Source organism: Aliiroseovarius sp. S1123 (assembly GCF_023015885.1).
GTDB lineage: Bacteria > Pseudomonadota > Alphaproteobacteria > Rhodobacterales > Rhodobacteraceae > Aliiroseovarius.
This window is the reverse complement of the sequence record NZ_JALKBE010000007.1, coordinates 84,078-95,623: the sequence shown is the minus strand read 5'-3', so window position 1 is coordinate 95,623 and position 11,546 is coordinate 84,078. Positions and strand designations below refer to the sequence as shown.

The 11,546-nt window shown below is 60.1% G+C and carries 12 protein-coding genes; 3 read left to right on the top strand and 9 right to left on the bottom strand.

Annotated elements, in window-relative coordinates; genetic code table 11:
- The gene (locus MWU53_RS13130; protein ID WP_247094071.1) at nucleotides 1-633 is read right to left on the bottom strand and encodes a hypothetical protein; all 633 of its coding nucleotides are present in this window, start codon (nucleotides 631-633) and stop codon (nucleotides 1-3) included.
- A 59-nt stretch (nucleotides 634-692) separates the two neighbouring features.
- On the opposite strand from MWU53_RS13130, the gene purD reads away from it, so the two are divergent.
- A complete protein-coding gene (purD, locus tag MWU53_RS13125; RefSeq protein WP_247094069.1) occupies nucleotides 693-1,955 on the top strand; it encodes a phosphoribosylamine--glycine ligase in 1,263 nt (420 codons plus the stop codon).
- Between the two features lie 107 nt (nucleotides 1,956-2,062).
- On the opposite strand, the gene MWU53_RS13120 is transcribed toward purD, so the two are convergent.
- The 6 genes from MWU53_RS13120 to MWU53_RS13095 all read right to left on the bottom strand — a co-directional run bounded on the left by MWU53_RS13120 (nucleotide 2,063) and on the right by MWU53_RS13095 (nucleotide 6,635).
- Nucleotides 2,063-2,779, bottom strand: a complete 717-nt coding sequence (locus MWU53_RS13120; protein WP_247094068.1) for a VCBS repeat-containing protein — start codon at nucleotides 2,777-2,779, stop codon at nucleotides 2,063-2,065.
- A complete protein-coding gene (locus MWU53_RS13115) occupies nucleotides 2,779-3,102 on the bottom strand; it encodes a 2Fe-2S iron-sulfur cluster-binding protein (protein WP_247094065.1) in 324 nt (107 codons plus the stop codon). The genes MWU53_RS13120 and MWU53_RS13115 overlap by 1 nt, the downstream gene beginning before the upstream one ends.
- 240 nt (nucleotides 3,103-3,342) lie before the next feature.
- Nucleotides 3,343-3,696 carry a hypothetical protein gene (locus tag MWU53_RS13110; protein ID WP_247094063.1) on the bottom strand — a complete coding sequence of 118 codons (354 nt, stop codon included), beginning with the start codon at nucleotides 3,694-3,696 and terminating at the stop codon, nucleotides 3,343-3,345.
- A 103-nt stretch (nucleotides 3,697-3,799) separates the two neighbouring features.
- Nucleotides 3,800-4,669 carry a 50S ribosomal protein L11 methyltransferase gene (locus MWU53_RS13105; RefSeq protein WP_247094061.1) on the bottom strand — a complete coding sequence of 290 codons (870 nt, stop codon included), beginning with the start codon at nucleotides 4,667-4,669 and terminating at the stop codon, nucleotides 3,800-3,802.
- A 52-nt stretch (nucleotides 4,670-4,721) separates the two neighbouring features.
- Nucleotides 4,722-5,267, bottom strand: coding sequence for a hypothetical protein (locus MWU53_RS13100; RefSeq protein ID WP_247094059.1), 546 nt, complete (start codon nucleotides 5,265-5,267; stop codon nucleotides 4,722-4,724).
- 132 nt (nucleotides 5,268-5,399) lie between these two features.
- Complete coding sequence (locus MWU53_RS13095) at nucleotides 5,400-6,635, bottom strand: MFS transporter (protein ID WP_247094057.1); 1,236 nt, start codon at nucleotides 6,633-6,635, stop codon at nucleotides 5,400-5,402.
- 133 nt (nucleotides 6,636-6,768) lie between these two features.
- Between MWU53_RS13095 and MWU53_RS13090 the strand changes: the two genes are divergently transcribed.
- Nucleotides 6,769-7,836 carry a YeeE/YedE family protein gene (locus tag MWU53_RS13090; protein WP_247094055.1) on the top strand — a complete coding sequence of 356 codons (1,068 nt, stop codon included), beginning with the start codon at nucleotides 6,769-6,771 and terminating at the stop codon, nucleotides 7,834-7,836.
- A 67-nt stretch (nucleotides 7,837-7,903) separates the two neighbouring features.
- Here MWU53_RS13090 and MWU53_RS13085 read toward each other — a convergent pair whose 3' ends face one another.
- Both MWU53_RS13085 and MWU53_RS13080 read right to left on the bottom strand, forming a co-directional pair.
- Entirely contained in the window at nucleotides 7,904-8,419 is a 516-nt protein-coding gene (locus tag MWU53_RS13085; protein WP_247094053.1) for a GNAT family N-acetyltransferase, read from the bottom strand.
- Nucleotides 8,420-8,548: 129 nt separating this feature from the next.
- Nucleotides 8,549-10,744, bottom strand: a complete 2,196-nt coding sequence (locus MWU53_RS13080) for a primosomal protein N' (protein WP_247094051.1) — start codon at nucleotides 10,742-10,744, stop codon at nucleotides 8,549-8,551.
- A 101-nt stretch (nucleotides 10,745-10,845) separates the two neighbouring features.
- On the opposite strand from MWU53_RS13080, the gene fsa reads away from it, so the two are divergent.
- Complete coding sequence (fsa, locus tag MWU53_RS13075) at nucleotides 10,846-11,499, top strand: fructose-6-phosphate aldolase (protein ID WP_247094049.1); 654 nt, start codon at nucleotides 10,846-10,848, stop codon at nucleotides 11,497-11,499.
- The last annotated feature ends 47 nt before the right edge of the window (nucleotides 11,500-11,546 follow it).

Below are 11,546 nucleotides of genomic sequence, written 5' to 3'. Positions count from 1 at the left end.
TCAGTCTCCTCCACATCCGCCGCCGCCGCAATCGGCACCGCAGCCACCAGCCGAACATCCCGCAGCATTGCTGTTGGACTTCGTTGACGCAGCAAATGGCATCCCAGAGAACAGGACCCAAATACCAATGGCTGCGAACACGCCCAGCGCCATATAATTGTGGTTACCCGTCGTCATCGTAGCGCCCACGACAAGCACGCAAACCAACAAGGTGATCGCGCGGCGCGTAGGAGTGTCTTTCTGTTCTTTGCGACCCCAATAGGCCTCGGGCGCAATTTCATCAAACACTGCAGCGTAAAGGGCACGCGTGTGGCGGAATTGTTCGCGATGCCGTTCGTCATCCGCCGGGGATGTGCCTGCGTCGTGATGCAACGGCTTGCCGAGCACCTTCGCGCAAAGCTCATCCCAGTAATTGCGCGTATCCGTCATGTGCTTGTGCCAAACCTTGTCCACCGTAACCGACGGAGTGACCGGCGTATCCGAGATTTGTGATAAAAACAGAAAGCGCCGGTATTCCTCGATTGCGCCTGCGGTAAACTCATCGCTCCACCGTTCTTCCTGCGCCAACCTGCCCGCGAATCCCTCGTCAAACTGGTGCTTCTGTATCGCGCGCCACAGCTTTTCATTCTGCATGCTTGTCGAGGCCCTGCTGCTTCTGTATTTCACCCACAACTTATACAGGGAGAGCATCCATGAACATCCTAATTCTGGGCAGCGGCGGGCGTGAACATGCGCTGGCATGGGCCGTGATGCAGAACCCGAAATGCGACCGGCTGATTGTTGCGCCGGGCAACGCGGGCATGGCGCAGATTGCGGAATGCGCGAAACTGGATATCGAGGACGGCGGCGCGGTAGCCACTTTTGTCCAAGAAAATACCATCGACTTCGTGATCGTCGGCCCCGAAGCGCCTTTGGCGAAAGGCGTAGCTGATCGCCTGCGCGAAGCGGGCATCAAGGTGTTTGGCCCCTCGGCCGAGGCAGCGAAGCTGGAAGCCTCGAAAAGCTTCACCAAAGAGATTTGCGACGCAGCGAATGCGCCGACGGCAGCCTACGGGCACTTCACCGATGCCGAGGCTGCCAAGGCTTACATCCGCAAACAGGGCGCGCCGATCGTTGTGAAGGCCGACGGTCTGGCCGCCGGTAAGGGCGTGATCGTTGCGATGGACGTTGAAACTGCGCTCGAGGCCATCGACGACATGTTCGGCGGAGCCTTTGGTGGCGCTGGGGCCGAGGTCGTCATTGAAGAGTTCATGGAAGGTGAAGAGGCCTCCTATTTCATCCTCTGCGACGGTAAGACCGCCCTGCCCATCGGCACCGCGCAAGACCACAAGCGCGTGGGCGACGGGGACACCGGCCTGAACACGGGCGGCATGGGCGCCTATTCGCCCGCCCCGGTTCTGACCGACGAGATCGCGGCCCGCGCCATGCGCGAGATTGTGCAGCCCACCGTAGACGAGATGGCCAAGCGCGGGACGCCCTATCAGGGGGTTCTCTATGCAGGCTTCATGATCAAGGACGGTCAGGCGCGACTGGTGGAATACAACGTGCGCTTTGGCGATCCGGAATGTCAGGTGCTGATGATGCGCCTTGGCGCGCAAGCACTGGATCTGATGCTGGCCTGCGCCGAGGAACGCCTGCATGAGGCCCAAGTGAACTGGGCGGATGACCACGCGATTACCGTGGTGATGGCGGCCAATGGCTATCCGGGGTCGTACGAGAAAGGTTCTGTGATCAACGGATTGGACGCGCTGCCAGAGGATTCGAAGAACATGGTGTTCCATGCGGGGACGACCGAAGTGGACGGCAAGATCACAGCAACCGGTGGGCGGGTTTTGAACGTCACCGCGCGAGGCAATAGCCTGCAAGAAGCCCGCGACCGAGCCTATGCGATGATCGAGGGGATTGATTGGCCCGAGGGCTTCAACCGCTCGGATATTGGTTGGCGCGCGCTCTAACTTCTCAGCTTCGGGAGCTCACTGCGTGAGCCTGTAGGGGGCTTTGCCCCCATGCGCCCCCTATTGGGGTCGCATTCCCCCAAGATATTTTTGGCAAGAAAATGAGGTCAGTCGCAGCGTAGCGCTGCGGTCAGGCTGCTTGGGCCGGTGTATTTGCCGATCGGGGCGATCTGGAATTCGCCATCCACAAGGCGCGCTTCCATCATGCGGGACCAGTTGGCGCTGGCGGTGACAACCACGGGCGGTTGGCCCTTGCAGATACGCACGCCTCCTTCGATGTCGGGGCTGCCATATTTGTGGTTGGTCAGCCCGCCGACCGAGACGATTTCTTTGAAGGTCAGTGACGATTGAGACGCATCCACTGTCACCAACCGCAAACGGCGGGCAAGGTGTGGGCGGTCGACATAGGCGATCTCGTCCAGCCCGTCGCCGTTGAAATCAGCAATTCCAGCCACGGCCAGCCAGCGGTGGCGGGTGCCGATGGGGGCGTTGTTACCCAGAGCTGTCAACGCACCGTCCTGCAGCCCAAAGATACGGATCATTGCGCCGGTCGTATCGCCACTGAAGACCGTGACGACCTCGGGCGCGCCGTCCCCGTCAAAATCATGCAGTCGCGGCGCAGTGTCTTCGAAGACGCCTCCTGTCACGCGCGCCAGAAGGCGGCTGCCATCGCTCAGCGTGACCTCGAGCGCACCGAATTCTCCGCCGGGTACAGCTCCGTGCCCATAACGGTCGGTCGGTTCGGCATAGCGCGCCGAGGCAATGTCGGCCGCCGCGGGGGCGGCCAGACACAGGGATAGAAATGCGGCTTTGACGCCGCGCATCAGATCTGTTTTTCGGGCATATGCACGACAAGGCCATCCAGATCTTCGGTCACTTTGATCTGGCAGGTCAGGCGCGAACGCGCTGCGTCGGGCTCGAACGCGAAGTCCAGCATGTCTTCTTCCATCGCGTCCTTTGCGGGGATCTTTTCGATCCAGGCGTTGTCTACATAGACGTGGCAGGTCGAACAGGCGCAGGCGCCACCACAATCGGCTTCGATGCCGGGGACGTTGTTGTCGCGCGCGCCTTCCATTACGGTCAGGCCCGGGGCAACGTCCACGACATGTTCGGTTCCGTTGTGCTCGATATAGGTAATCTTCGCCATGTGGCCTCTCCGTTAACTGGCGTGTCGCGTGCGGTTTGGCAGAGCATGGCTCTGACCACACGGCTACGTGTCATTTCGTTCGACAGACCAGATAGCAACGATAAGGCGCTATTTCGACCCCAAAAGCGGCGAAAATGTCGTACGGGCATCACAAGCGCGATGTTGAGGCGGGCACAAAGAAAACCCACCCAGAGCTTGCTGGATGGGTTTTGTCAAAATAGACGGTACAACAGGTGCTGTTCAGAAAAGGCCCGCGATGAACTCGGCCACGGCAAGCGTGAGCGGATCAATCTGCATCAGCCATGCGCCAGCTTGTTCGACGGCACCACCTTCAGCAAGGTTTTCAAGCCGTGACGCGTAGCTGGAAAGGCCAACCTGACTGACAATAATCGCTTTGAACAGGACAAACCCAATCAGGGCAAGCAGGATCGCACGCAGCGGAAAACCGCGACTTTTAAAGCTTGCTTCTTCTGGAACCAAAAGCCCGTCGCGTTCCACCAAGTGGACATAGCCCCGAGCCAATTTATTATGACGGCGATCAATCTGCCGTACGCGTTTTTCAAAATCTCTTATTTGTGCATCGGCCATGGTCAACTTTCCCTTAGCTGAGAGCCAGATTAATTTTTGGCAACGATCCCAGAATAAAGCAAATTTGTGGCAATTGCTAGAAAACCCTCCGCTTCTCGCCACAATTTTATCATTTTCTGCGCAAAATCAACGTTGTCCAATCTCCGATTTCATCGCGCTTGACCAATTCGAACCCGTTTTGCTGATAACTTTCAATCACATCCTCGGCCTGAGGATTGAGAATCCCCGACAGAATCGCAAAGCCATTTTCGCCAATATTCCGCCCCATTTCAGGCGCCAATCCGATCAACGGACCCTTCAAAATGTTGGCAAAAACAAGATCAAAAGGAGCCTTTGCTGCAATCCCCTCGGCTCCGAAGCCCGCCGCTTCGAGACAGACCACGCGATCCTTAAGCGCATTGGCGGCGACATTGGCGCGGGCGACGTCTACAGCGACCTCGTCGATGTCGCTGGCAATCACGGGGTTGGGCCAGATCTTGGCGGCGGCCATGGCAAGAACAGCCGTGCCGCATCCGATATCCGCCACGCTCTCGCCCACAAAACCGTCCTGTGCCAAGTGGTCCAGCGCCCGCAAACAGCCCAAGGTGGTGCCGTGATGCCCGGTGCCAAAGGCCATCGCCGCATCAATCAGCAACCCAATCTTGTCCTCTGGCAAAGACGCCGCATCGTGGCTGCCGTAGACGAAGAAGCGGCCTGCCTCGACCGGGGCCAGCTCGCGTTTCACATGCGCGACCCAGTCGACTTCGGGCAACTCGGACACGGTGAAATCCTTGGCGCCATGCATCGAGGCCAACAGCGCAAGCCCTGCCGCATCGGGCTCTTCGACGAAATAACCGCCCACTTCCCAGATGCCGCTGTCATCTTCGACCTCGAACACGCCGACGCCCGTGGGTTCCGGCACAAGGTTTTCCATCGCAGCCCCAAGGGCTTCGGCATCATCTTGTCCGTTTACGGTGGTCAGAGCGGTCCAGGTGGGCATGGTGTGTCCTTTCAAACAAGCCCCTGTGCCCTAGCGCCCCGTTCTGGGCGGGTCAAGCGTCTGGCAGAGGCGCGTCGGTGTCTGTTGCGCTGCGCCATGCCGCGATCTTGGCCGCGACCTCTTTCATGTGGGCGTCGCTGTTGAAGGTGGATTTCTCGACCGGGCAATAGTCATACGCGTCGATCAACAACAGTAGCCCCTGATCGGTTACCAGCACGCCTTCCATATGGCTCCACGAGATCAGCACCTCGTAGCCCGGATGCGTAATCCGCATCCCCAGCGGAGACAGCACAATCCGTGCCACCCCTTCGCGCATGCGCGACCGGCTGAGTGTTTTGATATGCGAAATCCGGCTCTGACGGACCACCAGCAGCCCCGCCCCCATCAGCAACATGAAGGGCAGAAAGGTCCACATGCTGGCATCACTAACAAACGCAACAATGGCCGAGACACATACGAAAGCGGCGATCAGAATGGTCGCTCGGACCTGCCGCCCCCACCCGTCTGCACGCCGCCGCCGTTCAGCGGCAAGCGCCCGCAGGGCATAGTCGACGTCGATCGCGTCAAAGCGCGAATAGAACTCTAGATTGGCACTCAAATCGGATCTCTTGAATAAATTCAGAATACACAGAAAGCGTCCACCATAGAGCGAACGCCCTCAGTGTGTCAGATTGCACATGATCCGGCGAGTATGGAAATTCCGACCCTGTCAGGTCACGCAGTTTCCCGCTTATCCCGTGGCGCGTGCGCGCATATATGTCAGGATCGTTTCATTGCCCTTTTCCGGGTGGCGTGGGATCAGCAGGGCCAAGCCCAAAGACACGCATGCCATGGCCGCCGCCAGACCGAATACAGCCCCCGGAGACACCACCCACAAATACCCAAGCAGCGCAGGCAGGAAGACAGCCGCGATGTGGTTGATGGTGAAGGCAACCGCTGCGGTGGGGGCAATATCCTGCGGATCCGCGATCTTCTGGAAATAGGTCTTCAACGCAAAGGCCAGCGCGAAGAACAGGTGATCCAGCACATAAAGCGTCGCGGCCAGAACCACGCCCCAGCCGAAATAGTAGATCCCGCCATAGGCCAGGAACACACAGATCAGGCCAGCATATTCGAAAGCAAGCGCGCGTCGTTCGCCCCACACCGACACAGCTTTACCCATCAAGGGCGCAAAGAAGATGTTTGCGACATAGTTGATCAGAAACAACGCCGTGACCTCGTGCACTTCAAAGCCAAAGCGCTCGACCATCATGAAGGCCGCAAAGACAGTGAAAATCTGACGCCGTGCGCCGGCCATGAATTGCAGCGCATAGTACAGCCAATACCGGCGACGCAGCACGAATTGCTTCAACTGAGGTTCGGGGCTTTCGAACTGCGGGTAAGCAAAATAGGCAAAGATCGCGATGGCAAGCGTCACGCCCCCTGCAATCATATAGACAAGGTTATAGCTTAGATCGAAGGTCTTCCATGTCAGCACCAAAAGGCCATAGCTGACCAGCGCGGCTGCCGACCCGATGGACATGATCCATCCCAGCATTTGTGGTGCCTTCTTCTTGTCGATCCACTGCAACTGAAGCGATTGGTTTACCGTCTCGAAATAGTGAAACCCGATCGAGCTGAGCATCGTGACGGTCAGGATCCCTCCAAAGCTGGGAAACCACGCGGTGATCGCCGTGGCCGCGCCCAGCAATGCCAGTGACACGATCCCCAACACCTGCTCGCGAAACAGCATCAGAAGGGCGATGACACCGATGGCCAAAAAGCCCGGGATCTCGCGCACGGTGTGCAGCCAGCCGATCTCGACCCCGGTGAAGTCCGCGGCCTCGATCACGAAGTTATTTAGAAGCGCCGACCACGTGAAGAACGCAATCGGCATCCCGGCTGCCATCAGCATCAACAGGAAGATGGGGCGGCGCCAGAAGGGCAGCGCGCGGGCGTCATCAAGGGTCAGGATCTGGTGTCTCATCCGCCTGCATTACGCCTGAACACCGCGCATTGCGAGCGTAAATCGCATTCACAAATGCAAATACGTTTCTGACATAGGTCAAGGTGGCGCGCAGCGATGTCGCTAAAACTGCGCCAACTTGAAGGAGCCCCCAATGGACATCGTCCCCCTGATCGACCGTATCGGAGAGAACCCGACCGCCGCCCTGTTCGGCCTGATCACCGGCATCGTCTTTGGCGTGTCGGCGCAACGCTCGCGCTTTTGCCTGCGCGCCGCTGCGGTCGAGTTCGCGCGGCGGATGATGGACGCCTCGGTCGCGGTGTGGCTTCTGACTTTCTCGACCGCTGTGGTCTGGGTGCAGGGCGCGACGTTGATGGGCCTGATGCGCCCCGAGGACGCCCGCATGATGGCCGTCACCGGCAGCTGGTCAGGCGCAATCATCGGCGGGCTGTTGTTCGGGGTCGGCATGGTGCTGGCGCGCGGCTGCTCTGGACGTCTGCTGGTGCTGGCCGCCACAGGGAACCTGCGGTCCGTAGTGTCGGGCCTGATCTTCGCGGTGGTCGCACAGATGAGCTTGCACGGATGGCTTGCCCCCACCCGCGACACCCTCGCCCGCCTGTGGATGACCGAGGGCGGCGTGAACGTAAACCTTCTGACGCTGATCGGCGTCCCGGAATGGGCGGGACTTGCACTGGGGCTGATGACCGCCGTTTTGGCTATCGTGATCGCCCGCAAGGCAGGCCTTGGTCCCCGCCGCTTGATCTTTGGCTCGGGCGTCGGCTTCGCCGTGGCGCTTGGCTGGGTGCTGACCTACCAATTGTCGCTTGCGGCGTTTGACCCTGTGTCCGTCACCTCGGCCACATTCTCGGGCCCGTCCGCCAACACGCTGATGTTCTTCCTCGTCTCGGACCCGGTGTTGGAGTTCGACGTGGGCCTTGTCCCCGGCGTCGTCATCGGGGCTTTCGTCGCCAGCTGGCTGACCGGCGAGTTCAAGTTCCAAGGGTTCGAGGGCGAGGCCAACATGCGCCGCTCGATGACCGGCGCGGTCCTGATGGGCTTCGGCGCCATGCTGGCTGGCGGCTGCGCCATCGGCGCTGGCGTCACGGGCGGCTCGATCTTCGTCGGCACCGCATGGCTTGCCCTTCTGTGCATGTGGATCGGCGCGATGGTAACGGACGCGCTGGTGGATCAGCGCGGGGCTGTTGGGGTCGCGGCGGAGTGACGATCAAAGCACAGGTCGGCTGTAAGCCCAATCTGATCAAGGCTACTGGCTAAACGAAGAGCTGTTTTCATTCCACGAGCGTACGTTCCATGAAGTAAACATAGGGACGCCATTGGTCGGGGAAATGCTCAGGATGGGGGATGTCAGTGAATCCAGCGGCCTCGTACATCGCTTTGGCATGTGTCAGGAAGTTTGCGGATGAGAAGATCACTTTTTGATAACCATCTTGGATCATTTGCTCGAACATATGCTCTAAGAGACGGCGCCCAACTCCGTACCCGCGGCCATTCTCGGACACAAACATTCGGTTGAACTCAGCGACACCGGCACTTGCTTTATTATACATAACGCATCCAACGGGTTGATCCTTGAGCGAAGCGACCAGAATACCGCCACTGGGCCTTGCGTGAAGCGAAGGGAGATCATCAAGTATTACTGCGAAACGCCCCGGGTCCATCGGGTTTCCTTCGGCTGGCCAGTCGGTCGGATAGTTCTTCCAATGCCAATCGAGCCACTGACGACATAGGTCGCGCGCTTGTTCATAATCGCTTTCGTCTGATGCTAGTCTGGTTGTAATTCTCATGGCTCCAGCTCGTTTACTGTCGATCCATTCGGATAGTGTGGGCATATCTCCACAAGGTCAAACTCGCGCGTTTGAGGTCATTTATTATATTCCGGGATGGATGGCTTTGTCCCACATACCCGCCACCTCTCAATAAAAACTCTGCGGATCAATATCCACGGACACCCGCATGTCCCCCTTAATCGGAAACTGAGCCAGCCAGCGTTTTAGGGCGGCTTGGATGGGGGCGGTTTTCTCGGCCTTCACCAGCAGGCGCACACGGTGGCGGCCGCGCACGCGGGCGATGGGTGCGGGCGCGGGGCCGAAAAGTTGCGCGCCAATTTGGGTCAGCGGCTCGGGCCGTCGGGCCATTTCCGCGCCCAGATCAAACACCGCTTGAATATCGGGCGAGGACAGGACGATGCCCGCCAGACGCCCATAGGGCGGCACGCCTGCGGCTTGGCGCTCGCCCGCTTCGGCTTTCCAGAACTGCTCTTCCTTGCCCGCCAAGATCGCGCGGATCACCGGGTGCTCTGGTTGGAAGGTTTGCAGCAAAGCCACGCCTGGCACCTCCGCCCGCCCTGCCCGTCCCGCGACTTGCCGGATCAGTTGGAACGTGCGCTCGGCGGCGCGCAGGTCAGAGCCTTGCAAGCCAAGATCCGCGTCGATCACGCCTACCAAAGTCAGTTTAGGGAAGTTGTGCCCCTTGGCGACCAGTTGCGTGCCGATGATGATGTCCGCCCCGCCCTCGGCAATCAGCTCGATCTGCGCTTTCAGGGCGCGGGCCGATCCAAACAGGTCCGAGGACAGCACCGCGATACGCGCATCGGGGAAGGCGGCTGTGACCTCCTCGGCAAGCCGTTCGACGCCGGGGCCGACGGGGGCAAGCTTGCCCTCGACCTCGCATTCCGGGCAGGCCTCGGGCATCGGTTTCGTCTCGCCGCATTGGTGGCAGACGAGGCGTTTTTGGAAGCGATGTTCAACCATCCGCGCATCGCAATGATCGCAGCCGATCTGGTGCCCGCAGGCGCGGCACGTGGTAACGGGTGCATAGCCACGGCGGTTGATGAACAGAAGCGATTGTTCGCCCCGCGCAATGCGCAACCGCACGGCGGCCTTCAGGGTGGGCGAGATCCAGCTTTGCGCGGGCAGGTCTTCCTGCCGCATATCAATCGCGCGCATCTCGGGCATGACGGCTGGGCCATAGCGGCTGGTCAGCTCAATCCGTTTGTACTTTCCTGCCTCGCAATTGGCCCATGTTTCCAGCGACGGCGTGGCCGAGGCCAGCACTACTTGCGCATCGCAAATGGAGGCCCGCATCACCGCCATGTCGCGGGCTGAATACAGCACCCCGTCTTCCTGTTTGTAGGAACTGTCGTGCTCCTCATCGACAATGATCAGCCCGAGGTCGCGGAAGGGCAAGTAAAGCGCGGATCGCGCACCGACCACCAGCTGCGCCTCGCCCTGCCCGACCATGCGCCAGCAGCGGCGACGTTCGGTCATTGTGACACCGGAATGCCATTCTGCGGGACGGGCGCCAAAGCGTTCCTCGACCCGTTTCAGGAACTCGGCGGTCAGGGCGATTTCCGGCAGCAGCACCAGCGCCTGACGCCCCTTGCGCAGACAGGCGGCGACGGCTTCCAGATAGACCTCGGTTTTGCCCGCGCCTGTGACGCCGCGCAGAAGGGTGGTGCCGTAGCGGCCAGAGCGCACGCCGTCGGTCAGTTGCTTGGCGGCAGCAGCCTGATCCTCGGTCAGTTCTTTTCCCGGCAGCGCAGGATCGAGCCTCGGGTACGGCATGTCGCGCGGCGTGTCCTCTTCGCGAATCGCGCCCAGCTTTACCAAGCCTTTCACAACGGACCCGCTGACGCCCGCCAGATCGGCCAGTTCTTTCTGCGTAAATCCGACACCCGGCTGATCCATCAGCACATCCATCACCTTGGCACGCGCATCGGTCAGGCGGTTGGGGCGATGGCCGGAAGCCTTCAGCACCTTGCGCATCGAGGGCGGATCAGACAGTCCCGGCGCGCGGGTAGCCAAGCGCAGCATCTGGGACATCGGGGTCAGGGTATAGTCGCCCACGCGGGTCAGGAACTCGGCCATCTCGGATCGCATGGGCGCCACGTCCAGCACCCGGATCACGGCGCGCAGTTTCGAGGCATCAAAGCCCCCCTCGCCCGGCCCCCAGACGACACCCAACACTTTGCGCGGACCAAGCGGCACCTCGACATAGTCGCCCTGCACGCAGCCCCCTTCGGGCGCGCGATATGTCAGGATTCGGTCCAGCGGTTGGGCGGTCAGAACGCCGACCCTTGCACCTGCTGGAAACTGCTCGATGTCACTCATAAGGTCAGATTCCCAGTCGTCGGACTTAGCATAAGGGCTTTCTGCCCGCGCGCCCATGGGGTAAGAGAGCGCAAACGCAAACTTCCGCAGGATACGCGCACATGAAATTCTTTGCAGATACCGCCGACATCGACGCCATCAAGGAACTGAACGACCTTGGCATGGTGGACGGTGTGACCACCAACCCCTCGATCATCAAAAAGTCGGGCCGCGACATCATCGACGTCACGAAAGAGATCTGTGACATCGTGGACGGCCCCGTCTCGGCCGAGGTCACCGCCGTCGACGCCGACACCATGATCGCCGAAGGCCGCAAGCTGGCCAAGATCGCCGACAACATCGCGGTAAAAGTGCCGCTGACTTGGGACGGGCTGAAAGCCTGTAAGACCCTGTCGGACGAAGGCACCATGGTCAACGTGACGCTGTGCTTCTCGGCCAACCAAGCGCTGCTGGCAGCGAAAGCTGGCGCGACCTTCATCTCGCCCTTCATCGGTCGTCTGGACGACATCAACCTGGATGGAATGGAGCTGATCGAAGACATCCGCACCATCTATGACAACTACATGTTCGACACGCAGATCCTGGCTGCCTCGATCCGCAACGTGAACCACATGAAAGACGCTGCTTTGGTTGGCGCGGACGTTGCCACGGCTCCGCCCTCGGTCATTCAGGCGATGGCGAAACACGTTCTGACCGACAACGGTCTGGATGCGTTCCTGGCGGACATCAAAGCTGCTGACATCAAGATCCTGTAAGCAGGTCTTGTATAAAAGCATGTGACGAGGGGGCCACGGCCCCCTTT